Source organism: Enterobacter sp. MGH 38 (genome assembly GCF_000492855.1).
GTDB lineage: Bacteria > Pseudomonadota > Gammaproteobacteria > Enterobacterales > Enterobacteriaceae > Enterobacter > Enterobacter hormaechei_C.
The window spans coordinates 1,199,192-1,221,476 of the sequence record NZ_KI535608.1 but is presented as its reverse complement, the minus strand read 5'-3'; the positions used below and the strand labels follow the sequence as shown (position 1 = coordinate 1,221,476).

The following is a 22,285-nucleotide window of genomic DNA, read 5'->3' as shown; positions in this document are numbered from 1 at the left end:
TTTTAATGATTGCTATAGAGTACCACATCAGCGCTTTGCGCGCCTTATTCAAAAAATTCGAACATAGGCTTCGATATATTGCGCTATCCCTGTGGCAGGATTGTGAATAAAGTGTCAACAAGCAACGGGGCAACCCCCTCAATCAAATACAAAACAGGAATTTCCCATGAGCAAAGTATTAGTGTTGAAATCCAGTATTCTGGCAGGGTATTCACAGTCTGGTCAGCTGTCTGACTATTTCGTTGAACAGTGGCGTGAACAGCACAGCGCGGATGAAATCACCGTGCGTGACCTGGCGGCAAACCCAATTCCTGTGCTGGACGGCGAGCTGGTTGGCGCGCTGCGTCCGAGCGATGCGCCTCTTACCCCGCGTCAGCAGGAAGCCCTGGCGCTTTCCGACGAGCTGATTGCTGAATTGCAGGCGCACGACGTTATCGTGATCAACGCCCCAATGTACAACTTCAACATTCCTACCCAGCTGAAGAACTACTTCGACCTGGTGGCGCGCGCTGGCGTAACCTTCCGTTACACCGAGAACGGCCCGGAAGGTCTGGTAAAAGGTAAACGCGCTATCGTCCTGACCAGCCGCGGCGGTATTCACAAAGATACCCCAACCGACCTGGTGGCGCCGTACATGACGCTGTTCCTCGGCTTCATCGGCATTACCGACGTGAACTTTGTGTTCGCTGAAGGTATCGCTTACGGCCCGGAAGTGGCTACCAAAGCGCAGTCCGACGCGAAAGCCGCTATCGACAGCCTGGTCGCTGCCTAAGATCTCCCCCTCTCACCGCCCGGTGGGAGGGTTTTTCTTTTCCTGCATATTTCGTTATCATCCGCACCCACTCTCCAGCCCGGCGGCCTGATGTCTGTCATTATCGATACGTTTATTGCACCACCCTGTCACGACGACATTGAGATCCTCTGGCAGGACGAGCATCTGCTGCTGATCAACAAACCTTCCGGTCTGCTCAGCCTGTCGGGGAAAAATCCGCAAAACCGTGATTCCGTTCACCATCGTCTGGTGCAAACCTTTCCTGGCTGCACGCTGGTGCATCGCCTTGATTTTGGCACCTCGGGCCTGATGGTCATTGCGCGTAACAAGGCGATTAACGCCGCGCTTTGTCACCAGTTCAGCCAGCGCGCCGTGAGCAAGGTTTACACCGCCCTGTTGTGCGGACATGTGGAACAGGACGAAGGGACCGTGGATGCCCCGATTGCCAAAGATCCGGCACTGTTTCCGCTGATGACGATCTGTGCCCGCACCGGTAAGCCCGCTCGCTCTCGCTATCGGGTGATGGAACGTATTTATCAGGATACGACAATGCCATTGACGCGGGTAGAGCTTACCCCGGAGACCGGGCGCACCCACCAGCTGCGCATTCACTGCCAGCAGTTAGGCCACCCTATTCTGGGGTGCGATCTGTATGGTGGTCTGGAATGGCCGGGCGCGGAAGAAACGCCCCGGCTGATGCTGCATGCCAGCGTTCTGAATTTTATTCATCCGCTGAGCGGCGAGACGATAAACGCCCGTCACGCCGCGCCATTCTGAGCGGGGATTACCACATTAAATCGTCAGGGATTTTAAAGTCTGCGTACGGATCGTCTTCGTCCTGCTCTTCCTGACTCAGCGCGCTGTTAAGCACAATGCTGTCCGCATCGCGTTGGGCAATTTTATCCGCCACCACCGCCGGGATAATCGCGTAATCACAGTCGCCCTTCGCATTAATCACCAGTCGGGCAATCGCCAGACGGCCGTTGATCAGCTGGGTTTGCGTCTGCTTATCGACCTCGATTTTTTTGATCAGGTTGCCGTCGGTAAAGTTAAAGGTAATGTTGCCCTTCGCCACGGTGATGCGGTTCATCTCAATCAGCTGCTTCACCTGCGCCCTGAACTCTTTTGCCAGCACCGCCTGTTTTTGCTGTTCGCTCAGCTGCTTATCACGCTCCAGCTGGGCTTTCTTGTTCTCTTCAACAGCCTCTCTCGCCTCGCGAGCCTGGACGCGGGATTTTTTCGCCGTGCGCTGGACCTTGGCCATCTTTTTACTGCTGACTAAGCCCGCTTTCAGCATCTGCTCTTGTAGGGTGAGTTTTGTCATGTTCGTTTAAACCGGTTGGAAATGTCGGGGGATTATACCTGAATCGCGCAGTTCATGAAGAACCCTCATGTTGCAGTGAAATTAAGTCACTTCCCCTGCGCCAGGGGCTCAGGCATAAATTATGCATTGATAACGTTCCGGCAACATGAACTTAGGATGCATAACCAAATGAGTCAGGCTTTCACATTTACCCTTAAGCGCAGTTGCTTTGATGAAAATTATAACCCGTCAGAAAACACGCGTACCACCACCAACTTCGCCAACCTGGCGCGTGGCGAGAAGCGTCAGGAGAACCTGCGCAACACGCTGGTGATGATCAACAACCGCTTTAACGCGCTGGCGAGCTGGGATAACCCGAAAGCTGACCGCTATGCCGTCGAGCTGGAGATTATTTCAGTCGATATGAATATCGGCGGCGATTTTACCTTCCCGGCCATCGAAATTCTGCAAACGACAATCGTGGATAAAAAAACCCACGAGCGCATCGAAGGCATCGTCGGAAATAACTTCTCATCGTATGTTCGTGACTATGATTTCAGCGTCCTGCTGCTGGAGCATAATAAAGATCAACCCCGTTTTACCCTCCCCGAGAATTTTGGCGAGCTGCACGGCAATATCTTTAAAAGCTTCGTTCATTCTGAGGAATATCAGGCGAACTTCAAAAAAGCGCCGGTGATCTGCCTGAGCGTCTCCAGCAAAGACACCTATCGTCGTACCGGTAACCACCACCCGGTGCTGGGGTATGAGTACCAGCCGGACGGCGAGTCGCTAACGGAACAGTACTTCGCGAAGATGGGCCTGAAGGTTCGCTATTTCATGCCGGAAAACAGCGTCGCGCCTTTCGCCTTCTTCTTCACCGGCGATTTACTGCGTGATTACACCAATCTGGAGCTGATCGGCACCATCAGCACCATGGAGACGTTCCAGAAGATCTATCGACCGGAAATTTACAATGCCAATTCCGCTGCGGGACAGTGCTATCAGCCCGACCTGAATCAGCAGGATCACTCATTAACAAAAATCGTCTATGACCGTGAAGAGCGCAGCCGGCTGGCCATTGAACAGGGGAAATATACCGAAGAGCGGTTTATCAAACCCTACAAAACCCTTCTTGAGCAGTGGTCTCATCACTTCACGCTTTCATTTAATACGGATAAAAGGTTCTTCTCATGAAAACATTGCTCCCGACATCGACGGCTGGCAGCCTGCCGAAACCCACCTGGCTTGCGCAGCCGGAAACGCTCTGGTCGCCGTGGAAACTCCAGGACGAGGAATTACTTGCAGGGAAACAGGATGCGCTACGTTTGTCTCTGGATGAACAGATTCGCGCCGGGATTGATATCGTCAGCGACGGGGAACAAACTCGCCAGCATTTCGTCACCACCTTTATTGAACATCTCAGCGGCGTGGATTTTGAGAACCGTCAGACGGTACGCATCCGTAACCGTTACGATGCGAGCGTGCCGACCGTGGTAGACGCGGTGGCGCGTCAGAAACCGGTGTTTGTTGACGACGCGAAATACCTGCGCCAGCTGACGGACAAGCCGATCAAGTGGGCGCTGCCCGGCCCGATGACCATGATCGACACGCTATACGATGCTCACTATAAAAGCCGTGAAAAGCTGGCCTGGGAGTTCGCAAAAATCCTTAATCAGGAAGCCCGCGAGCTGGAGGCGGCCGGTGTCGACATTATTCAGTTCGATGAACCTGCCTTTAACGTCTTTTTCGACGAGGTGAATGACTGGGGCATTGCCGCGCTGGAGCGCGCCATTGAAGGACTGAAATGCGAAACCGCGGTACATATCTGTTACGGGTACGGCATCAAAGCCAATACGGACTGGAAAAAGACGCTCGGCTCCGAGTGGCGCCAGTATGAAAAGGCGTTTCCTAAGTTGCAGACCTCAAAGATCGATATTATCTCGCTGGAGTGCCACAACTCGCGCGTGCCGATGGATCTGCTGGAGCTTATCCGTGGTAAAAAAGTGATGGTCGGGGCAATTGACGTCGCCACCCAGACCATCGAAACGCCTGAAGAGGTCGCCGATACGCTGCGTAAGGCGTTGCAGTTTGTTGATGCAGACAAGCTCTATCCGTCCACCAACTGCGGTATGGCTCCCCTTTCCCGCCAGGTCGCCAACGGTAAGCTGAAGGCGTTAAGCGCCGGGGCTGACATTATCCGTCGCGAGCTTGCCCGCTAACCTTCAGGTTTGCCAGTACAGCGGCGTACCGAATCGCTCAATATAGTAATCAATCACCGCCCTGACGTTCAGGGGCGGATGACGCGCATTCGGGTAAATCGCCGCAATCGTCAATGGCTCCGTATTAATTGAACACTCCATTTCCGGCAGCAGTGCCACCAGCTCACCGCTTTTGAGTCGTTCGCTCACCATCCAGTCCGGGAAAAGCACAACGCCCATACCGCCCAGCGCCGCAATCAGGAGCGTTTCCGCGTTATTGGAAGTCATCAGCGGTACGATGGGATAGTGAACCCACGCCTCGCCCGGCTGTCGGATCAGCCAGCGGTTAGGCCCGGACGAGCCGCGGTAAACCAGACAGTGGTGACGGCTGAGATCGTCCGGCCCCTCGGGCGCGCCATGTTTTTGCAGATAGTCAGGCGAGGCCGCCAGATGGTAGAACTGCTGCCCGAACACCCGGGCGTGAAACGAGGAGTCCGTCAGCGCGCCGATGCGGAAGATAACGTCCGCGGCGTCACGGTGCGGATCGATAAAATCGTCGGTGAGGGTCAGTTCAATGGAGAGACGAGGGTAACGCGCCAGAAGCCCCGGCAGGCCAGGCGCGATGTGCCTCTGTCCGAAAAAGACCGGGCCATTGATACGCAGCGTGCCCGACGGCTCGCGGGCGCGTTCATCCAGCTCGCGTCGCGCGTCCTCCATATTCCCGGCCATCGCCCTGGCATAGCGCACAAAAAGATGCCCGCTCTCTGTGGGCATAATCGCCCGCGTGTTGCGGTAGAAAAGCTGTTGCCCGAGGGCGTCCTCAAGCTGGTGGATCACGCGTGAGACCTGCGACGCAGAAATCCCTTCCCGCCTCGCCACCACGGAAAAATTCTGCGTTTCATAAACGTCGATGAAGATCAGCAGCGCGCGAATGCTGATATGTCCGGCATCTATCATTAATGCATTTCCTGCACAGGTGTTTCCTGCATTATGGCATTTTTCTCAATGATGTTCAGACGTAATCTTCTCCGCCTGGAAAAAGGAGAAAAAGCGTTATGCACATTATTTTAATTTTACTGGTGATTGCCGGTGGCATGGGGCTGTCCGTGGAAGCCGGGCTGCTGGGGCCGCTGGGCGCAGAGGTGGGCGACCTGTGGGCGGCGTTCAGCATATTTAGTGTGGGAACGGGGCTAACGTTTCTGCTGATGCTGTTTTTCAGCCCCCGCAACAGTCCCTCATTTTTTGCGCAGCCTTCATGGCACCTGTTGGGCGGCGTGCTCGGCCCGGTTTACGTCATCATTCTCACCATTGCCACGCCTGCGATCGGCATTGCCATGACGATGATCGGCATTCTGGCAGGCCAGGTTTTTAAAAGCCTGATTATCGACCACTATGGCCTGCTGGGTACGCCGCACCGCAGGATCGATACAAAACGCATTATTGCGCTGGGATTTATCATCGCCGCGCTCATTCTCGTGGCGCAGGGGTAACGTTATGACAGTGATTATGATTATTCTGGCGGTGATTGGCGGCGCAACGCTGAGCATTCAGGCTGCCATTAACGGGCAATTAGGCAGCAGCGTGGGGGTATTCAAAAGCGCGTTTCTGACGTTTTCCGTCGGCGCGCTGGTGACCGCCCTGCTGATCTTCTTTTTTGAGCCGAAACAGGCGGTCAGCCTGATGGATGTACCCAAATGGCAGCTTCTGGGCGCCCTGTGCGGCGTGCCCTATATCGTGATTATGGTGCTCGCGGTGCAGCGCATCGGGACCGCTGTTGCCACGGTAGCGGTTATCCTGGGCCAGCTGGCCATGAGCATGCTGATTGATAACTTTGGCTGGCTGAACAATGAAGCCATTCCGTTTTCAGTGAGCCGTTTCGGGGCCGTCGTCTGCCTGAGTATTGCGCTCTTCTTCATCTACTCAAGCAGTAAACCTCAGCCCGAAGAGGATTAACCGCCCTCTTTGCGGGTAAAGAACAGCGTCACCGTGGCGACGGTGACGCCAAATTTCTTCATCTCCGTTTTATTGAACATACGGGTGCTGTCCTGCAAATACATCCAGTCATCAAAGTGCAGCAGCCAGGTTTTGCCGTCCGCCTTCACGTTCATGCTGTAGCGCCAGTTAAGGGCATTGCCCGCCGCCTGGCCTGTCGCGACACCTTCTATGTCACCCGCCGTGCCTTCATAGCGATTCTGCCCAACGCGGCGGATATGCCAGACGCGCTGCTGCTTTTCGCCGTCATCGTAGACAAAATGCTCGTTCAGGGTCAGCGTATCGCCGATAACATCCCCGGCGATCTCGACGTGAAAACGGCGGATCTGCTTACCGCTGCGATCCTGCACCATCCCCCACGCCTCGGTTTTCCCCTGGAAGTAAGTAAAAATATCAAGCCGTGGCTGCTGCTGACGATACTCTGTCACCTCGGTGCTACATCCGGCCACCAGCATCGTCAGGGCAAGCGCCACTAGCAGGAAACGTTTCATTGTGCTCCTCCAGTTAACTGCTGACGCAGTTCAGGATATTCGGTGCGGGGATCGAGCCATATCGCCAGAAAGCGTGAGCTAAACGCTGCCGTCTGGCGTGGCCCGAGTGGCGTAAATTTTTTCTGCGACGCCGTGGGGCGATACCAGAATTGTCCCTGGCCGTTATTAACCACAAACGCGAGCTGCGTGCCGGGCGTGACGTCGGGCCAGAGCGCTTTTAGCATCCGCAGCCAGGCTTCACTCTGCGGCTCCTGCTGCAAAATGCCCTGCGCCTGCCATTGGTCACGGGTCGCCTCGACCAGGTCGTCACCATCGATGTCCCGGGCATAGGTGATAATCAGCGCATTATCGCCGTCTAATCCTGTATAGCTGCCGTCGGGCGTCAGAAGCTGAGAGGTATAGACGGTAAACGGCCCCCAGGTGAGGGTGGCGTCACCCACCTTGCGCCAGCTCAGCCAGTCTGCCGCCTGCACGGTACAGGTGAAGACGGATAACGCGAGCATCAGTACCAGATTTCTCATTGTTGTCTCCCCATCAACAGGTGGAAAAACAGCATCAGCACCAGCCAGCCGGGGAACATCCAGCTGACGACGATAAAGGTCGGCTCCTGAAACGTAATGGCCCCAAGATGTTCACCGATCAGGTAGGCTACCGGTCCGCCCAGGGTCGCCAGCACCGTCAGCAACCATCCTGGCAAGGTGGTCGTGCGGGTCAGGTGCGTCCAGACGGTGGCAAACATTAGCCACAGCGCCACCATCCATAGCGGCATCAGGGACGCGCCCGTGAACGCAATCAGCCCCGTCAGCGCCCAGAGGGCGTCCAGCAGCGCACCCGACGCCGCCAGCACAAGGGCGTATACCCGGTGTGATGGCGGTAATAACAGCCAGGCAAGCACCGCCAGCGCGATCCAGATGACCAGCCCCTGCTCGCGAAACAGCACCACCAGCGTCCAGTAGAGATCAAAACCGATGGCCAACAGAAATACCTGCCCGTAGCGCTTCATACGCGTTCCGCAGTCAGCTGCACCACGCTGATGGTGCGGGCATTAAACCCGGCTTCACAGTAGCCGAGGTAGTACAGCCACATCCGCCGGAAACGGTCATCAAACCCGAGCTTTTCAATCTCCTGCCAGGCGTGAACGAAACGCTGACGCCAGTGCGCCAACGTGCGGGCGTAGTCCGGCCCCATATCGAAGAGATTACGCACCACAAAATCGGTATGGCGGGTCATCAGTTCATTCATGGCGGTGATGCTGGGCAAAAAGCCGCCGGGGAAGATGTAGCGCTGAATAAAATCGACGCTTTTGCTGTAGTCGCGATAGCGCTGATCCTGAATGGTGATGGCCTGAATCGCCATCCGCCCGCCTGGACGCAGACGCGCCTGACAGGTACGGAAAAACGTTGGCAGGTAGCGTTGGCCGACGGCTTCGATCATCTCAACCGAGACCAGTTTGTCGTAAACCCCGGTCAGATCGCGGTAGTCGCAGAGCAGCACCTCAACGCGATCCTGCAACCCTGCCCGGACGATCCGCGCGGTGGCCCAGTGGTACTGCTCCTGCGACAGCGTGGTGGTGGTCACCCGACAGCCGTAGTGACGGGCGGCGTATTCCGCCATCGCCCCCCAGCCGGTGCCAATCTCCAGCAGATGATCGTTTGCCGTGAGCGCCAGCTGGTCGCACAGCCTGGCCATTTTCGCCTGCTGAGCCGCGTTCAAATCCTGCTCGTCCCCGTTAAACAGCGCGCTGGAGTACAGCAGGTCTTCATCAAGGAAATGGGCGTAGAAGGCGTTGCCCAGATCGTAATGGGCGGCAATATTTTCACGCGCCTGCGCGCGGGAGTTGCGCCGCATCCAGTGCCGTAGCCGCTCCACCGGTTTCCCGAGCAGGCGAAACCCTTTTTCCAGTTGCCCGAGGATTTGGCTATTACGTGCAATCAGCTCCAGCAGCGGCGTCAGGTGGGGCGTCTCCCAGTCGCCATCCATCCACGCTTGTGCTACGGCGAGGCTGCCCCCGGTTAAAATGCGCCAGTAGACGCCCGGAGCAAGTACCTGCACCTCAGCATGAAGCGCGGCGGAGGCGTCGCCGAACTGGAACGTCTGCGCGCCTTCACGCAGCGTCAGCGAGCCACCGCGCAGACCGTTCAGCAGGCGGAAGAGCAACCATCGCGCGACGCGGACGTTGCGCGGGATATCGGGTTCAAGCGCAAAGACGGGATCGGTCATGAGCGTTCACTCCTGCTGAGGGGATGGTTATGCAGCGGCACGCGCTTCAGCCACAGCCTGAGCGCCTGCCAGTAAATGGCGAAAACGGTTTTGAGGGTCATCAACGGGATCCGCGCCAGCAGCGAACGCAGCGCTGCGCGCGTCAGCGGCGCCCGGCGTAGCGTCAGGGTGGCATCAAACACCTTCGTCTCCTGATGGTTTTCGATATGCATGCGCAGCGTGCTGTCCGGGCTGTTGAAGCGCCAGTGGTAAACCATATCCATCGGATTAAAGGGCGAGACGTGAAACGCTTTCTGCGTCGGCGGGGCGTCCCGCCCCGCTACCGCGTAGTAATGTCGTTCATTCCACGGCGTGTTACGCACTTCGGCGAGAACCCAGCGCAGAGTGTCTTCGCCGTCATAGCAGTAGTAAAAATTGACCGGGTTGAAATGAAAACCGAAATAGCGCAGCTGAGTCAGAAGCATGACCCGCCCCGCCGGACGCTCGCCGGTCAGCTTTTCCAGACGCTCAAGGACGCGCTCTTTGAGCGGCGTGCCCAGCGGGTAGTCCGCATCATAAAATGCCGCGGGCGCAACGCGGTTACGACGCACGCCGACAGAGGGCAGCGCGTCCAGCTCATCGAGATCGAGCCACGCCATAAACACGCTATAGGTAAAATGGTGCGTTTTCGGCGCAAGCCGACGATGGCGCAATGTACCGTGGTAAAGGCAGCTGTTCATCTCAGTTGCCCTCCCCGGCCGCGATAGCGTTGACCACGTCCAGCGCACTGCGCACGCCATCTTCGTGGAAGCCGTTGTACCAGTACGCGCCGCAGAACCAGCTCCGATGGCGACCATTTATTTCGCCGCGCCGGGCCTGAGCTTGCCAGCTTTGCGGGTTAAAAAGCGGATGCTCATAGACAAAGCGGCGCAGCACATAGCGTTCTTCCACCGGCGTTTGCGGGTTGAGGGTGACGCAAAACAGCGGGCTACCCGGCGGCAGTCCCTGCAAGATATTCATGTTGTAGGTGACGCAGGCGCTGGCCCGATCCTGCTCGCTGAGGCGGTAGTTCCAGCTCGCCCACGCGCGCTTGCGCACCGGCAGCCAGCGCGGATCGCTGTGAAGCACCACCTCGTTACGCTGCCAGCCGATATCACCCAGCACCTCACGTTCAGCCTGCGTTGGGCTGGCGAGCATCGCCAGCGCCTGAGCAGAGTGACAGGCGAAGATCACCTGATCGAAGGTATGAGTGACGCCTTCCCGCTCAATATCGACGCCACGATCGTGGCGAACAACCTTCTGAACCGGCGCGTTGAGGTGCAGCGTCAGGCGATCGCCAAGCTTGTCCATCATCGCGCGGATATACTCCCGGGAGCCGCCTGGCACGACGTACCACTGCGGACGATGGGTAATGTCCAGCAGACCGTGGTTTTCAAAAAAGCGTAAAAAGAGCGGCAGCGGAAAGCGTTTCATCTCCTGTAGCGACGACGACCAGATAGCCGCTCCCATTGGCAGGATGTAGTGGCGCGCAAAAAAGGGCGTAAAGCGGTGCTGGCGCAGGAACGTTTCCAGCGTGGCGGATCCATCGACTTCGCCCCGGAGCGTCTGTTTCGCCAGCCGGTTAAAGCGCACGATCTCCTTCAGTAGCGTCCAGAAGGCAGGGTTCAGCAGATTACGACGCTGGGCGAACAGCGACGTCAGCGTGTGGCCGTTGTACTCCAGCCCGCTCTGCGGGTTATGTACCGAAAAACTCATCTGCGTTTTTTGCCCGCTGATGCCCAGTTCGCTGAGCAGCCCCATGAAGCGCGGATAGGTGCGGTCGTTGTAGACGATAAAACCGGTATCGATGGCAAAGGTACCCTGGGGCGTGTCGACATCTACCGTTGCAGTATGGCCGCCCGGGGTGGCCTGCGCCTCAAACACCGTGATCTGATGATGTCCGGCGAGCCGCCAGGCACAGGTTAACCCGGCGATGCCGCTGCCGATAATTGCGATTTTCATGGTCGCACCATCCTGCGCAGCAGTGCGCGCTGAAGTACATCGGGCAGGCCGGAAAGCAGGCGCAGCGCCAGGCTGAACCCGGCGGGAAACGCGATGTGATCCTTCCCTTTTGCCAGACCGCGACGAATGGCGTGGACGGCGTCCCCCACGCTGACCCGGCCCGGCATCGGGAAATCGTTTTTGCGGGTCAGCGGCGTGTCGACAAAACCGGGTGAAACGACCGTGACGGCAATCCCTTTCGGTTCCCAGTCGAGGCGCAGCGTGTCGGCAAACCAGGTTAACGCCGCTTTAGAGGCCCCATAGGCTTCGGCTCGCGGGAAGTGAAGCCAGTGCGCCATCGAACTGACCAGCACCACGCGGTTGCCGGATACCAGTTGCGGCTGCAACGCCGCAAGGCAGTTTACCGGCCCCATGAAATTGGTGGTCATGACCCGCGCCACCAGCTCGGCATCCACCTCGCCGCGGTCGAGATACTCGCAGGTTCCGGCGCAGAGAATCACCGTGTCGGCAGCACAGTCCGCCAGCGCCTGGCGACAGGCGTCCCTGTCTGTCATATCGAACAGGCGCACCGTGATGTTGGGGCTGTGCTGATGCACAGCGGCCAGACGTTGCGCATCGCGCCCGCAGGCAATCACCCGGTAACCATCGTCGGCAAAAGATTTCGCCAGCCCCGCCCCGATGCCCGAGCTTGCGCCGGTGATCAGAACCGTTTTCATGATTTCACTCTCCGCTTCACGCCGCGTACGGCCCAGCCGAGTATCGGGAGATGTTCGTAAATCATCTCTCCGGCATCGTAGTAATCCCGCTGGCGAACAATGCGATCGTCGCGCATGTCTACCACGGAGCAGCCCGGCAGCTGTCGCACTGCACCCCGGGCAATACGCGGGTGCGACCAGTGCATCATCCAGGTGACCACAAAGCGATCGCCCTGCTGCAACGGCGCATCAACGGTAAAGCGACAGTGCTGGACGTTAGCCAGCAAGTGGGTGAAATAGCGCTGGATCGCGAACACCCCGCTATGTTCGCCAAAGGGATCGATAAGCGTGGCATCGGCGCGATAAATCCCCGCCAGCGCCGAAGGTGGCTGGGTATCCAGCGTGGCGTAGTAATCAACGAACCGACTGATGACGGACGGCAACGTGCTCATGGGTCACATCCTGGGTGTAAACAACGTAGCGAAATCGCATAATTTAAACTTACACAATTAACGTTATTTGTCCAAGTTTGCGCAGGTATATTTTTTATTCTTATTATTTTTCAAAGACCTGAAATGTTACCTCGCGCAACCATTTTGTGCATAAAGTTTAATTTCGCCGCCAGGCTGCCGTTTTTTTAGGGATAACCTTAAGGCAAAGGTGCCATTTATCTTCCAGACTTATCCTTTTAATTCATAAGGATGTCACGCGATGAAACATTTACTGATGACGCTCTTTTCCAGCCCGGAATCCTTGTTGCAGGTCATGAGTCACCAGGAAATTATCGAAGCCGTAGAGGATGGCGACCGCATCATCATCGATCAGGATGGAAACGCCTCGGTTAACTACAAAAGCCACGAGGTGCGGCAGGACTTTCTGCGCCATGTCAACGCGCTGAAGAGGGCCTGAAATGGGAACGGCAATATTCATGGTATTGATGGTATGCGGGTACTGGTACACCAGCCGCGACCTCTCAACACGGTTTAAAATCAAGCGCTCCTTTGGCTGGGACGTCTATTTTCTTGTGGCGCTGTATGGCTGTATTTTTGTTCTTCAGGGAGTGATCGCCACCGGCCTGTTGTGGCTGCTGTTGTTCGCCCTCTCCGCCGCCGATAACACGTTCCATTTCACGTCTGCAAAATATGCCGACTGGCAAATTGATTTTATGAACTGGAGCTTCCTGGGGATTCAGGCCCCGGTGGTGGTAATGCTGACCTTCGCGATCCTGTTCTGTCTCTACCGCTCGAACTGGGCCGGGAGCGCGCGGCTGGACGGCGAAGGCCGAAAAAAGCTCTACAAGCGGCTGGCGCAATCGAGCGGGATTGAACAGCTGCTCTATCAGTGCATGGAGGAAGGTGAACTGGCGCACGTCACGCTGAAATCGCGGCGGATCTATATTGGGATGATCCATACCGCCACGCTGGAGTATGAAAAAACGGCCAATATCGTGCTTATTCCGATGCTGAGCGGCTACCGTGACGGGAAAAACATGCAGCTCTGTATCGAACATAACTACAGCAAATGGTATGCCGAGCATGACATTACGCTCGATTCAGAGCCCAAAAGCGCCATGGATTTTCGCAAAGTGATCATGCTGGATCAGATCGAGAGTATTTCGCTGTTCGATCCGGCAAGCGCCAGCGCGCTGGCAATGCGTGAATAAAAAAATGGCGCCTTATCGCAACAAGGCGCCAGGATTAACCAGGATGAACGCTAAACTTATGGCGTCACAATATTGAACCAGAAGTCAAATGTGTCCATGTAGCTCAGCATCTCTTCCAGCTTCGCCCCGTTTCCGCTCACCTTCACGTCACCCTTATCCATCGCCTGCTTCAGCGTCTCTTTCTTAAGGATGATGTTGTTCAGCGTGGTACGGTCCAGCGCGATAGTTGCGTCGGCATCCTTCGCCTGCGCGTTGGCGGTATGGTTCAGCACGCCGTTTTCCAGCTCCAGCTTGTATTTGCCGCCATCCTTACCGAGATCGACATTGAAGACCGCCTTCGCGTTACCGGCCCGTACCCCGTTGATGTGCACACCCAGGTAGTCGAAGAACATTTCCGGGGTCATCGCCCGCACGGTATCCGGGCTGGCGGTGTTCGGCGTCGGCAGCTTCTTCACGCCATTACGCAGTTCTTGCGCGCCGGTCAGGTAGAAGTTACGCCAGGTGCCCGCTTCCGCCTGGTAACCTAACTGCTCCAGCGCGTCGGCTTCCAGATTACGGGCAGCCTGGTTGTTAGGATCGGCAAAGACCACTTTGCTGACCACCTGAGCAACCCAACGGTAATTACCCTGCTGATAATCCGCTTTGGCTTTCTGCATGATGGCATCAGCGCCGCCCATGTACTGCACGAACTTCTTCGCAGCCTGTTCAGGCGGCAGCTCGTCGAGGGTTGCCGGGTTGCCGTCGAACCAGCCGAGATAAAACACGTAGGTGGCTTTGACGTCGTGGCTAACGGAGCCGTAGTAACCGCGGCTCGCCCACTGTTTTTCCAGCGATTCCGGCAGTTTAAACTCGGCGGCGATCTCGTCGCGGGTCAGCCCCTTGTTTGCCATACGCAGGGTCTGGTCGTTGATGTAGCGATACATATCGCGCTGGCCTTTCATCAGCTTGACGATATTCTCGTTGCCCCAGGTCGGCCAGTGGTGCTGCGCAATAATCACTTCTGCGTCCGCCCCCCAGCGCTCAATGGCGGCGTTAATGTACTTAGACCAGGCCAGCGGGTCGCGGATTTTCGCGCCGCGCAGGGAGTAGGTGTTGTGCAGGGTATGAGTTACGTCCTCTGCGGCCTCGATCATTTTCTTCTCTTTGACATACCACAGCATCTCCGACGGAGCTTCTGAACCCGGCGCCATCATAAAGTCGTAGGTCAAACCGTCGATCACTTCTTCCTGACCGGTATGGGTAATGTAGTCGGTCGGCGGGATGAGGGTGACAGTACCCGCAGAGGTGGTGGTGCCAAGGCCTGCACCCACCTGGCCTTTTGCATCCGGCTTCAGCAGGTTGCCGTACATATAGCTCGCACGACGGCTCATCGCGTTCCCGGCCATAATGTTTTCGGAAACCGCCTCTTTCATAAAGCCATCCGGCGCGTAGATTTTCACTTTGCCAGACTTGACGTCAGCTTCGTCAACCACGCCGCGCAGGCCGCCATAGTGGTCAACGTGGCTGTGGGTGATCACCACAGCGACGACCGGTTTCTTGCCGCGGTTTGCATAGTAGAGATCCAGCGCTTCTTTCGCCGGTTCAGCGCTTAACAGCGGGTCGATAACGGTAATGCCCTTCTCGCCCTCAATGATGGTCATGTTGGAGAGATCGAGATTACGGATCTGATACACGCCGTCGGTGACCTTAAACAGCCCGCCAATGTTGATCAACTGTGACTGACGCCACAGGCTCGGGTTTACCGTATCCGGGGCTTTCTCACCCTCTTTCACGAAATCATATTTCGCCGGGTTCCAGATAACGTTCCCCTGCTCGCCTTTAATCATGTTTTGCGGCAGCGGGGCGATAAAACCTTTATGGGCGTTCTCAAAGTCGGTTTTATCGGCAAACGGTAATTTGTTATACAGGGCGTTATTTACCTGCCGGGTCGTGGCAGTGGCATCCTGCGGCTGTACTTCCGCAAACGAGGAAAGCGACAGCGACGTCAACACACCGGCAAGCGCCAGATGTTTAGCAATTAGGGTTAATTTCATTGAATGGCCTCATAGATTAATTGCGCCGCCTGGATATTTACAGTTGGCGGATAATTTTAATGCGAACTCATTGACGACCATTCTAAACAGAATACCTTTCCATCATAGTCCCATATGGGACTGGTTATTTATGGGTTCGTAATTCGGGGGCTATTGCTGCTATACTCGCTACCACGGCAAACGTTGCGGGGAGAGGCTTAGCGTGAATTTTCAGGATATCCATACCTATTATCAGCAACTCAATATTGGGCAATTTTTTCCGCACATGCTTTGTAAAGGCGAGGCCTTAACCGTTGCCGCAAATAAAAAACTCACCGTCGAGCCTGGCTATATCTATTTTTGCACTGAAGGGTCGCTGACGATATTAATGCCTGATGATGGCCTTAATATTGGCAATACTATCGAGTATATGCCGATAGGGTTAATGGAAAGGTATTGTCCACTGGCGAAGTATGAATATCGCAGCAGTGCGAAGGTGAAGCTGGTGAGAATATCCTGGGTCGACTTCGACCAGATATTTTTCCAGGGCGGGCCTGAGCGCATGCAGGCGCTGGCCACCATACTGACCTACATGTCCATATTTACCATCGACCTGCACAATGAACGCAGGCAGGTCACCAGCTACCAGACCATCAAACCAATGCTGTACCGCTATCTCTATCGGCAGGAGACCCACACGGGAGAGAATGAGGGCCTGGCGCTGTTTATCATCAAGCGCACTAACCTGTCACGAACGCATGTCTTTCGCGTGCTGGCAGATCTTAAAGCCGGGGGATATATCACCATGAAGCGCGGAAAGCTGGTGTCGATTGACCGGCCCCTGCCGGATGCGTATTGAGCTCATTTTCACGCCTTGATCAACGTGCGGGAGCGAACAGCCTTATTTATCCCGGCCAGCCGACTTAGGCCGTAAATTCTCATCGAAGACCAGCCGTTTGCGTCCTGGCTCTTCTTCCCGCAGCGGCTCCACCTGGTGCAGCGTCTGCTTACAACGGTCCACCAGCACCTGATACTCCCGCGTGCCCTGCTTTTTCCACTCTATTTCCTGCGCGCTTAGCTCACGAATCGCTTTCGCCGGACTGCCAAGAATTAAGTGATTCGCAGGCATTTCCGCTTTGGCCTTCACAAACGCCGCCGCCCCAACGATGCTGTTTTCGCCGATCGTCGCCCCGTCCATCACGACCGCATTCATACCCACCAGCGCATTACGGCGGATAATGCAGCCGTGCAGGATCGCGCTGTGGCCGATATGCCCGTCCTCTTCCACCACCGTGTCCTGCTCCGGAAAACCGTGCATCACGCAGTTATCCTGGATGTTCGCGCCGTCTTTCACCACGATCCGGCCAAAATCGCCGCGCAGGCTGGCGTTGGGCCCCACGTAAACGCCTTTGCCGAGGATCACGTCGCCAATCAGCACCGCGGTCGGGTGAACATAGCTCTCTTCAGGCACGACCGGCGTCAGACCATCAATTTGATAAACAGGCATACCCTCTCCTTATGTGATATTCAGACCACCAAAACGCTGGTGATAAAGCGTGCCGGGAGCGGGCAGCTCGCCCACAGAGGTTTCCCCCTTCTCACTGACAAACGCCAGGGCTCCCGCCGCCACGCGCTGGTAGATATTAATGCACAGCTGTCGCGCGCTCTGTCCCGCCCAGTGCGCAGGAAGTAACTCCTCCGGCAACAGCGGATCTTTCAGCACCACGCGACGATAAAAATGAATGAGTAACAGCTGGATCTGGAAGCAGCGTTCCGGGGTCAAATCCTCAGGCGGCGTTTCTTTCAGCAGCGGCAACAGCGGACGGAACGAGTTGATAAACGTTTCGTACATCGCGTTTTGTTCGGTCAACTGCCAGCACTCTTCCACGCGGGCTCGTAACGCCGCACGTGATAAGGCCAGCGGTGAATGGGCCTCAAAGAAAATGACGTTTTCCGCCACGCCCGCGTCATGCAGCAGAGACTGCACGTCCGCCAGGTTCTGCGACGGCGAGGCCATCAGGCTCGGCGCCAGCGTGCCGAATCCTTGCCAGATGAGCTGTTTTTTCACGTCCGCGAGGGTGGTTTTATCCAGCCCCTCGGAGAGCAGCAGCAGCCATTTACCATCCCACGCCGGCAGTTCCGCCCGGTAGATTTTATTTTCCGCGCGGCGGGTCAAACGCAGCCCCTTGTCGCTGAGACGGTAAAAGCTGCGGCGGCCAATGCGGGACACGTCCAGCCAGCCCTCTTTGTTGAGGCGAAACAGCGCGGTGCGCACAAAGCGCTCGCCAAATCCCATCCCTTCCAGCAGGGCCGCCAGGCTGCCGAGCCAGATCTCTCCGCCGCGGTGCGAAAGCGCGTCGCCATACAGTGAGGAGATAAGCGACGTTCCGCTGACGGGAACAGAGCTGACTGCATGCTGGATAAAGGCATCAAGTTTATTCATGTGATTCATTCTGTTGTTATTTTTTTCCTGGATGAATCATAGCATACGAATCTGGGGTGTACCCTCTCCCAAAGGGAGAGGGAACTCAATACACCCTCTCCCTTTGGGAGAGGGCTGGGGTGAGGGGAATTCAACTGTTGGCTGCCACTTTACGCAAATCAAACACCCGGCAGGCTTTACCCTCGGAGCGCGGTATGCTGCCACAGTTAACGATCATCACGTCGGTCGAGATCCCCACCATCGATTTAATCCGATGACGCAGCTGATGGCAGACCTGACAGCGCTGCTCATGGGTCAGCGTTAAGCTGCTCTGTTTCAGCTCGACCTTCACCGAAAGTGAATCAAGATGCCCGCGGCGGTTCACCTCCAGCTGATAGTGTGGCGAAAGATGTTCGAACTTAACGATCTCCTCTTCCAGCTGTGACGGGAAGACGTTCACGCCGCGAATGATGAGCATGTCGTCGCTGCGCCCGCTGATGCGATCCATCCGGCGCATGGTGCGTGCAGTGCCCGGCAGCAGGCGCGTCAGGTCGCGGGTGCGGTAGCGGATCACCGGCAGCGCCTCTTTGGTCAGGGTGGTGAATAGCAGTTCGCCCTGCTCGCCGTCAGCCAGCGGCGTGCCGTCATTCGGGTTGACGATCTCCGGGTAGAAGTGATCTTCCCAGATGGTCGGGCCGTCAGCGGTTTCAAGACACTCCATCGCCACGCCCGGCCCCATCACTTCGGAGAGACCATAGATATCCAGCGCGGTAATGCCCAGCCGTTTTTCAATTTCGCGGCGCATCGCCTGCGTCCACGGCTCGGCGCCAAACACGCCGACGCGCAGGGAACAGGCGCTGGCGTCACCGCCCATCTGACGCTCCAGCTCTTCAATTAAATTCAGGCAGTATGAGGGCGTCACCATGATCATATCCGGCTGAAAATCGCGGATCAGCTGCGCCTGCTTCTCCGTCTGGCCGCCGGACATCGGGATCACCGTTGCACCCAGACGCTCGGCACCGTAGTGCGCCCCCAGCCCGCCGGTGAATAGCCCGTAGCCGTAGGCCACGTGAATTTTATCCTTCGCGCTGCCCCCGGCGGCGCGCAGGGAACGGGCAACGATATTGGCCCAGTTGTCGATATCATTCTGGGTATATCCCACCACGGTCGGCTTTCCGGTGGTGCCCGACGAGGCGTGGATGCGCACCACCTGCTCCATCGGCACCGCAAAGGTATCGAACGGGTAGTTGTCGCGCAGATCCTGCTTGGTGGTGCACGGGAATTTTTGCAGGTCCGCCAGCTCGTTAAAATCGTCAGGGTGAACGCCCGCGGCGTCAAACTTGCGTTTGTACATCGGAACGTTGTTGTAGGCGTGGTTCAGCGTCCACTTCAGGCGCGCGGTCTGCAACGCCTGCAATTCATCAATGGACGCGGTTTCGATCGGATCAAGCTTTGTTGTATTTATCATCGCAGGGTACTCACATTATTGTTCGCTCAAACACGCTCAAGGATCATGGCAATGCCCTGACCCACACCGATGCACATCGTACACAGCGCGTAGCGCCCGCCGCGTCGGTGCAATTCATTGCTCGCGGCCAGCGCCAGTCTGGCACCGCTCATTCCCAGCGGATGACCTAACGCGATCGCCCCGCCATTCGGGTTCACATGCTCCGCGTCATCCGGCAAACCCAGCTGACGCAGCACGCCCAGCGCCTGTGCGGCGAAGGCTTCGTTAAGCTCAATGACGTCCATATCGGTGATACTGAGTCCGGCACGTTCCAGCACCTTACGGGTGGCGGGAACCGGGCCTAATCCCATCAGACGCGGCTCGACGCCCGCGGTCGCCATGGCCACAATGCGGGTGCGCGGGGTTAACCCCTGGGCAAGCGCCATCGGCTCGCTGGCGATAATCAGCGCCGCCGCCCCGTCGTTCACGCCAGAGGTGTTCCCCGCCGTCACCACACCGTTCTTGCGGAACGGAGCTTTCAGCGCGGCAAGCTGTTCAAGGGTGGTTTCGGCGCGCGGATGCTCGTCCACGCTCACTTCCGTTACGGCACCTTTTTTCCCCGCCACCTGTACCGGGATAATCTCCTGCGCCAGAACGCCATTCTGCTGCGCCCGCGCGGTGCGCTGCTGGCTGCGCAGGGCAAATGCATCCTGATCGGCACGGCTTATATTTAACAATTCCGCTACATTCTCTGCCGTTTCCGGCATGCTGTCAGTTCCGTATTGCTGATGCATGAGCGGATTCACAAATCGCCAGCCGATGGTGGTGTCGAAGATCTCCGCCTGACGCTGAAACGCCGCGGTGGCTTTGCCCATCACGAACGGCGCACGGGACATGGATTCGACGCCACCGGCGATCAGCAGATCGCCATCCCCGGCCCTGATGGCGCGCGCCGCGAAGCCAAGGGCATCCAGACCGGAGCCGCACAGGCGGTTAATGGTGGTACCGGAAACGGTCTGCGGCAGCCCGGCCAGCAGCGATGACATGCGCGCTACGTTGCGGTTATCCTCTCCGGCCTGATTTGCGCAGCCGAAGATCACATCATCTATGCGCTCCAGATCGAGCTGCGGGTAACGCGCCAGCAGCGCACGCAGCGGCACGGCCCCTAAGTCATCGGCACGCACGCTGGATAATCCTCCACCGTAGCGACCGACCGGGGTACGCACACCCTCACAAATAAATGCGTCACGCATCAGGCTTCTCCTGTCACACTGCCGCCGGTGCGGTGCGATTTCCCGCGAAAAAGAGCGACGGTTTTCTGGTGTTGGTTCTGAATTTCAATGTCGTATACGCCGGTCAGTTTGCCCTGATGCTTCACCCACGCGGTAGCGGTCAGCTTATCGCCGGCAAAGCCCGGACGCAGAAAATCGATGGCGCAGCCTGAGGCCACCGCCGCCAGCCCCTGACTGTTGCAGGCGTAGGCAAAGGCGGTATCGGCCAGCGAGAACAGCTGTCCGCCGTGGCAGGTTTTATGCCCGTTGAGCATCTGCGGGGTGATGGTCATGGTCACCACCGCGTAGCCCTCGCCCATGTCGAGAATGTCCATCCCCATCGCCTGCGCGCAGGCGTCCCGTTCGTACATCGCACGGGCGTTATGCCAGGCGTTATGACTCATAGCTACTCTCCAGAAGCGCACGCTGGCGCAGCAGTGAACAGGGGCGATAGCGTTCCTCGCCGTAGTGACGTTGCAGGTTCTCCAGCAGCGTTAACAGACGCTGCCAGCCAAGGCGCTCGCCCCAGGCGATGGGCCCGCAGGGATAGTTGACCCCTAAGCGCATGGCGGTATCGATGTCTTGCTCGCTGGCGACCCCTTTTTGCAGGGCGTCCAGCGCTTCGTTGGCAATCATCGCTACCGTGCGCCAGACCAGCAGACCGGGGTAATCCGCAATCTGGACCACCCGTTTCTGCTGGTGCTGCAACCAGTAAATGGCTTTCTGCGTGGCGGCGTGCGGGTTGCCGGGTGCGGCGGCTATCACGGCCACATCCCGCTCGATGCGGTCGACCACCACCACCGGGCAGCCATGGCGCAGCGCCAGCGACTGCGCGGTCTCACCCTGCGTTTCGATCAGCAACAGATCGTCAATTTCCGTGACACCGTCACTTCTTCGCTGTACGCGCATGGGGTTGAAGCTGTCGCTGACCGGGGCGAGCCAGCTGACGGTGGGTTTCTCCTCCAGCCAGCGGTAAATGCCCTGCCCGCTTTTCTTACCCAGACGCCCCGCCAGCACCAGCTCCTGCTGCACCAGCGACGGCAGAAAACGACGCTCCTGCCAGAAGGCGTTAAACACGGAGCAGGTCACGGCAAAGTTGACGTCCTGACCAATCATGTCCGTCAGCTCAAGCGGCCCCATCGGGAAGCCTCCGCCGTCTCGCAGGGCGGCGTCAATCACCTCGGGCGTTGCCACCTGCTCTTCCAGCGCGCGCCAGGCTTCCGAGTAGAACGGGCGCGCCACTCGGTTGACGATAAACCCCGGCGTGGACTGGCAGCGTACCGGCTGCTTTCCCCAGCTCAGCGCCAGCTCGCACAGCGCATCGGCCACTTCTGGTGAGGTCGCCAGCCCGCTGACCACCTCCACCAGCTTCATCACCGGGGCAGGATTGAAGAAGTGCAGCCCGGCGACGCGTTCAGGGTGGTTTATCTCCGCCGCAATCGCGGTAACGGAAATGGACGAGGTATTGCTGGCGAGCAGCGTCTGCGGCGGGCAAACCTCTGCCAGCTGGGTAAACAGCGCCTTTTTCACTTCAAGCCGCTCGGAGGCCGCCTCGATCACCAGATCGGCTTTCGCCAGAGCACTGATATTCGTCACCGGCGTCAGGCGGGCGAGGATCTGCTCCCCGGCGTCGGCAGAGAGTTTTCCACGCGCAACGCGTGAGGACAGCCGCTGGCGAATGCCGTCGACGGCGCGGGAAATCGCCGCTGCGTCAATGTCGTACACCAGAACCGGATGACCGTGGCTGGCTGCCACTTCGGCAATCCCGGCGCCCATGGTGCCGCTGCCAATGACGGCGACCGTATGGATATTCACCATC

Annotated in this window: 26 protein-coding genes; 9 read left to right on the top strand and 17 right to left on the bottom strand. The window is 57.5% G+C overall.

Features of this window, described 5'->3' with window-relative positions:
* Positions 1 to 166 precede the first annotated feature (166 nt).
* Both azoR and L384_RS05545 read left to right on the top strand, forming a co-directional pair.
* Positions 167 to 772 carry an FMN-dependent NADH-azoreductase gene (azoR, locus tag L384_RS05540; protein ID WP_023324612.1) on the top strand — a complete coding sequence of 202 codons (606 nt, stop codon included), beginning with the start codon at positions 167 to 169 and terminating at the stop codon, positions 770 to 772.
* Positions 773 to 862: 90 nt separating this feature from the next.
* On the top strand, positions 863 to 1,549 hold the full coding sequence (locus L384_RS05545) for an RluA family pseudouridine synthase (RefSeq protein WP_023324611.1): 687 nt from the start codon (positions 863 to 865) through the stop codon (positions 1,547 to 1,549).
* A 7-nt stretch (positions 1,550 to 1,556) separates the two neighbouring features.
* On the opposite strand, the gene L384_RS05550 is transcribed toward L384_RS05545, so the two are convergent.
* Positions 1,557 to 2,096 carry a DUF2058 domain-containing protein gene (locus tag L384_RS05550; protein WP_003857300.1) on the bottom strand — a complete coding sequence of 180 codons (540 nt, stop codon included), beginning with the start codon at positions 2,094 to 2,096 and terminating at the stop codon, positions 1,557 to 1,559.
* A 168-nt stretch (positions 2,097 to 2,264) separates the two neighbouring features.
* Between L384_RS05550 and L384_RS05555 the strand changes: the two genes are divergently transcribed.
* Both L384_RS05555 and L384_RS05560 read left to right on the top strand, forming a co-directional pair.
* Complete coding sequence (locus L384_RS05555; RefSeq protein ID WP_022651153.1) at positions 2,265 to 3,269, top strand: DUF1852 domain-containing protein; 1,005 nt, start codon at positions 2,265 to 2,267, stop codon at positions 3,267 to 3,269.
* On the top strand, positions 3,266 to 4,294 hold the full coding sequence (locus L384_RS05560; RefSeq protein ID WP_023324610.1) for a methionine synthase: 1,029 nt from the start codon (positions 3,266 to 3,268) through the stop codon (positions 4,292 to 4,294). The genes L384_RS05555 and L384_RS05560 overlap by 4 nt, the downstream gene beginning before the upstream one ends.
* 3 nt (positions 4,295 to 4,297) lie before the next feature.
* On the opposite strand, the gene L384_RS05565 is transcribed toward L384_RS05560, so the two are convergent.
* On the bottom strand, positions 4,298 to 5,230 hold the full coding sequence (locus L384_RS05565; protein WP_023324609.1) for a LysR family transcriptional regulator: 933 nt from the start codon (positions 5,228 to 5,230) through the stop codon (positions 4,298 to 4,300).
* Between the two features lie 98 nt (positions 5,231 to 5,328).
* Between L384_RS05565 and L384_RS05570 the strand changes: the two genes are divergently transcribed.
* Together L384_RS05570 and L384_RS05575 are read left to right on the top strand one after the other, a co-directional pair.
* Entirely contained in the window at positions 5,329 to 5,763 is a 435-nt protein-coding gene (locus tag L384_RS05570) for a DMT family transporter (protein WP_003857304.1), read from the top strand.
* A gap of 4 nt (positions 5,764 to 5,767) precedes the next feature.
* Positions 5,768 to 6,226 (top strand): DMT family transporter, encoded by a 459-nt coding sequence (locus L384_RS05575; RefSeq protein WP_003857305.1) that lies wholly within the window; start codon positions 5,768 to 5,770, stop codon positions 6,224 to 6,226.
* On the opposite strand, the gene L384_RS05580 is transcribed toward L384_RS05575, so the two are convergent.
* From L384_RS05580 to L384_RS05615, 8 genes are read right to left on the bottom strand one after another with little or no spacing between them, the layout of a single operon-like run.
* A complete protein-coding gene (locus L384_RS05580; RefSeq protein WP_023324608.1) occupies positions 6,223 to 6,756 on the bottom strand; it encodes a DUF3833 domain-containing protein in 534 nt (177 codons plus the stop codon). The genes L384_RS05575 and L384_RS05580 overlap by 4 nt on opposite strands.
* Positions 6,753 to 7,277, bottom strand: coding sequence for a chalcone isomerase family protein (locus tag L384_RS05585; protein ID WP_003857307.1), 525 nt, complete (start codon positions 7,275 to 7,277; stop codon positions 6,753 to 6,755). The genes L384_RS05580 and L384_RS05585 overlap by 4 nt, the downstream gene beginning before the upstream one ends.
* A complete protein-coding gene (locus L384_RS05590) occupies positions 7,274 to 7,759 on the bottom strand; it encodes a DUF2878 domain-containing protein (RefSeq protein ID WP_003857308.1) in 486 nt (161 codons plus the stop codon). Before L384_RS05590 ends, L384_RS05585 begins: the two co-directional genes overlap by 4 nt.
* Positions 7,756 to 8,976: an SAM-dependent methyltransferase gene (locus L384_RS05595; protein WP_023324607.1), complete on the bottom strand. Its 1,221-nt coding sequence runs from the start codon at positions 8,974 to 8,976 to the stop codon at positions 7,756 to 7,758. Before L384_RS05595 ends, L384_RS05590 begins: the two co-directional genes overlap by 4 nt.
* The gene (locus tag L384_RS05600; protein WP_023324606.1) at positions 8,973 to 9,695 is read right to left on the bottom strand and encodes a DUF1365 domain-containing protein; all 723 of its coding nucleotides are present in this window, start codon (positions 9,693 to 9,695) and stop codon (positions 8,973 to 8,975) included. Before L384_RS05600 ends, L384_RS05595 begins: the two co-directional genes overlap by 4 nt.
* A gap of 1 nt (position 9,696) precedes the next feature.
* Positions 9,697 to 10,956, bottom strand: coding sequence for an NAD(P)/FAD-dependent oxidoreductase (locus L384_RS05605; protein ID WP_023324605.1), 1,260 nt, complete (start codon positions 10,954 to 10,956; stop codon positions 9,697 to 9,699).
* The gene (locus tag L384_RS05610; protein ID WP_023324604.1) at positions 10,953 to 11,672 is read right to left on the bottom strand and encodes an SDR family NAD(P)-dependent oxidoreductase; all 720 of its coding nucleotides are present in this window, start codon (positions 11,670 to 11,672) and stop codon (positions 10,953 to 10,955) included. Before L384_RS05610 ends, L384_RS05605 begins: the two co-directional genes overlap by 4 nt.
* On the bottom strand, positions 11,669 to 12,103 hold the full coding sequence (locus L384_RS05615; RefSeq protein ID WP_003857316.1) for a nuclear transport factor 2 family protein: 435 nt from the start codon (positions 12,101 to 12,103) through the stop codon (positions 11,669 to 11,671). The genes L384_RS05610 and L384_RS05615 overlap by 4 nt, the downstream gene beginning before the upstream one ends.
* Positions 12,104 to 12,362: 259 nt before the next feature.
* Here L384_RS05615 and L384_RS05620 point away from each other — a divergent pair, with 259 nt between their 5' ends.
* Together L384_RS05620 and L384_RS05625 are read left to right on the top strand one after the other, a co-directional pair.
* A complete protein-coding gene (locus L384_RS05620) occupies positions 12,363 to 12,560 on the top strand; it encodes a hypothetical protein (RefSeq protein ID WP_003857318.1) in 198 nt (65 codons plus the stop codon).
* Position 12,561: 1 nt separating this feature from the next.
* Positions 12,562 to 13,314, top strand: coding sequence for a hypothetical protein (locus L384_RS05625; protein WP_022651152.1), 753 nt, complete (start codon positions 12,562 to 12,564; stop codon positions 13,312 to 13,314).
* A 56-nt stretch (positions 13,315 to 13,370) separates the two neighbouring features.
* Here L384_RS05625 and L384_RS05630 read toward each other — a convergent pair whose 3' ends face one another.
* Positions 13,371 to 15,347, bottom strand: a complete 1,977-nt coding sequence (locus L384_RS05630; protein WP_023324603.1) for an alkyl/aryl-sulfatase — start codon at positions 15,345 to 15,347, stop codon at positions 13,371 to 13,373.
* Between the two features lie 202 nt (positions 15,348 to 15,549).
* On the opposite strand from L384_RS05630, the gene L384_RS05635 reads away from it, so the two are divergent.
* Positions 15,550 to 16,185 (top strand): helix-turn-helix domain-containing protein, encoded by a 636-nt coding sequence (locus L384_RS05635; RefSeq protein ID WP_003857323.1) that lies wholly within the window; start codon positions 15,550 to 15,552, stop codon positions 16,183 to 16,185.
* A 42-nt stretch (positions 16,186 to 16,227) separates the two neighbouring features.
* Here L384_RS05635 and paaY read toward each other — a convergent pair whose 3' ends face one another.
* The 6 genes from paaY to paaH all read right to left on the bottom strand — a co-directional run bounded on the left by paaY (position 16,228) and on the right by paaH (position 22,284).
* Positions 16,228 to 16,833, bottom strand: coding sequence for a phenylacetic acid degradation protein PaaY (gene paaY, locus L384_RS05640; protein ID WP_006810541.1), 606 nt, complete (start codon positions 16,831 to 16,833; stop codon positions 16,228 to 16,230).
* Between the two features lie 9 nt (positions 16,834 to 16,842).
* A complete protein-coding gene (gene paaX / locus L384_RS05645; RefSeq protein WP_032628228.1) occupies positions 16,843 to 17,778 on the bottom strand; it encodes a phenylacetic acid degradation operon negative regulatory protein PaaX in 936 nt (311 codons plus the stop codon).
* Between the two features lie 121 nt (positions 17,779 to 17,899).
* Positions 17,900 to 19,216 (bottom strand): phenylacetate--CoA ligase PaaK, encoded by a 1,317-nt coding sequence (gene paaK, locus L384_RS05650; protein WP_023324601.1) that lies wholly within the window; start codon positions 19,214 to 19,216, stop codon positions 17,900 to 17,902.
* Positions 19,217 to 19,242: 26 nt separating this feature from the next.
* Complete coding sequence (gene pcaF, locus L384_RS05655) at positions 19,243 to 20,448, bottom strand: 3-oxoadipyl-CoA thiolase (protein ID WP_023324600.1); 1,206 nt, start codon at positions 20,446 to 20,448, stop codon at positions 19,243 to 19,245.
* The gene (gene paaI, locus L384_RS05660) at positions 20,448 to 20,870 is read right to left on the bottom strand and encodes a hydroxyphenylacetyl-CoA thioesterase PaaI (RefSeq protein ID WP_023324599.1); all 423 of its coding nucleotides are present in this window, start codon (positions 20,868 to 20,870) and stop codon (positions 20,448 to 20,450) included. The genes pcaF and paaI overlap by 1 nt, the downstream gene beginning before the upstream one ends.
* Positions 20,860 to 22,284 (bottom strand): 3-hydroxyacyl-CoA dehydrogenase PaaH, encoded by a 1,425-nt coding sequence (gene paaH, locus L384_RS05665; RefSeq protein ID WP_023324598.1) that lies wholly within the window; start codon positions 22,282 to 22,284, stop codon positions 20,860 to 20,862. Before paaH ends, paaI begins: the two co-directional genes overlap by 11 nt.
* Between the last annotated feature and the right edge of the window lies 1 nt (position 22,285).

Coding starts and splice junctions, on each gene's coding strand:
- azoR (WP_023324612.1), top strand. CDS start 167: ATGAGCAAAGTATTAGTGTTGAAATCCAGTATTCTGGCAGGGTATTCA.
- L384_RS05545 (WP_023324611.1), top strand. CDS start 863: ATGTCTGTCATTATCGATACGTTTATTGCACCACCCTGTCACGACGAC.
- L384_RS05550 (WP_003857300.1), bottom strand. CDS start 2,096: ATGACAAAACTCACCCTACAAGAGCAGATGCTGAAAGCGGGCTTAGTC.
- L384_RS05555 (WP_022651153.1), top strand. CDS start 2,265: ATGAGTCAGGCTTTCACATTTACCCTTAAGCGCAGTTGCTTTGATGAA.
- L384_RS05560 (WP_023324610.1), top strand. CDS start 3,266: ATGAAAACATTGCTCCCGACATCGACGGCTGGCAGCCTGCCGAAACCC.
- L384_RS05565 (WP_023324609.1), bottom strand. CDS start 5,230: ATGATAGATGCCGGACATATCAGCATTCGCGCGCTGCTGATCTTCATC.
- L384_RS05570 (WP_003857304.1), top strand. CDS start 5,329: ATGCACATTATTTTAATTTTACTGGTGATTGCCGGTGGCATGGGGCTG.
- L384_RS05575 (WP_003857305.1), top strand. CDS start 5,768: ATGACAGTGATTATGATTATTCTGGCGGTGATTGGCGGCGCAACGCTG.
- L384_RS05580 (WP_023324608.1), bottom strand. CDS start 6,756: ATGAAACGTTTCCTGCTAGTGGCGCTTGCCCTGACGATGCTGGTGGCC.
- L384_RS05585 (WP_003857307.1), bottom strand. CDS start 7,277: ATGAGAAATCTGGTACTGATGCTCGCGTTATCCGTCTTCACCTGTACC.
- L384_RS05590 (WP_003857308.1), bottom strand. CDS start 7,759: ATGAAGCGCTACGGGCAGGTATTTCTGTTGGCCATCGGTTTTGATCTC.
- L384_RS05595 (WP_023324607.1), bottom strand. CDS start 8,976: ATGACCGATCCCGTCTTTGCGCTTGAACCCGATATCCCGCGCAACGTC.
- L384_RS05600 (WP_023324606.1), bottom strand. CDS start 9,695: ATGAACAGCTGCCTTTACCACGGTACATTGCGCCATCGTCGGCTTGCG.
- L384_RS05605 (WP_023324605.1), bottom strand. CDS start 10,956: ATGAAAATCGCAATTATCGGCAGCGGCATCGCCGGGTTAACCTGTGCC.
- L384_RS05610 (WP_023324604.1), bottom strand. CDS start 11,672: ATGAAAACGGTTCTGATCACCGGCGCAAGCTCGGGCATCGGGGCGGGG.
- L384_RS05615 (WP_003857316.1), bottom strand. CDS start 12,103: ATGAGCACGTTGCCGTCCGTCATCAGTCGGTTCGTTGATTACTACGCC.
- L384_RS05620 (WP_003857318.1), top strand. CDS start 12,363: ATGAAACATTTACTGATGACGCTCTTTTCCAGCCCGGAATCCTTGTTG.
- L384_RS05625 (WP_022651152.1), top strand. CDS start 12,562: ATGGGAACGGCAATATTCATGGTATTGATGGTATGCGGGTACTGGTAC.
- L384_RS05630 (WP_023324603.1), bottom strand. CDS start 15,347: ATGAAATTAACCCTAATTGCTAAACATCTGGCGCTTGCCGGTGTGTTG.
- paaY (WP_006810541.1), bottom strand. CDS start 16,833: ATGCCTGTTTATCAAATTGATGGTCTGACGCCGGTCGTGCCTGAAGAG.
- paaX (WP_032628228.1), bottom strand. CDS start 17,778: ATGAATCACATGAATAAACTTGATGCCTTTATCCAGCATGCAGTCAGC.
- paaK (WP_023324601.1), bottom strand. CDS start 19,216: ATGATAAATACAACAAAGCTTGATCCGATCGAAACCGCGTCCATTGAT.
- pcaF (WP_023324600.1), bottom strand. CDS start 20,448: ATGCGTGACGCATTTATTTGTGAGGGTGTGCGTACCCCGGTCGGTCGC.
- paaI (WP_023324599.1), bottom strand. CDS start 20,870: ATGAGTCATAACGCCTGGCATAACGCCCGTGCGATGTACGAACGGGAC.
- paaH (WP_023324598.1), bottom strand. CDS start 22,284: ATGGTGAATATCCATACGGTCGCCGTCATTGGCAGCGGCACCATGGGC.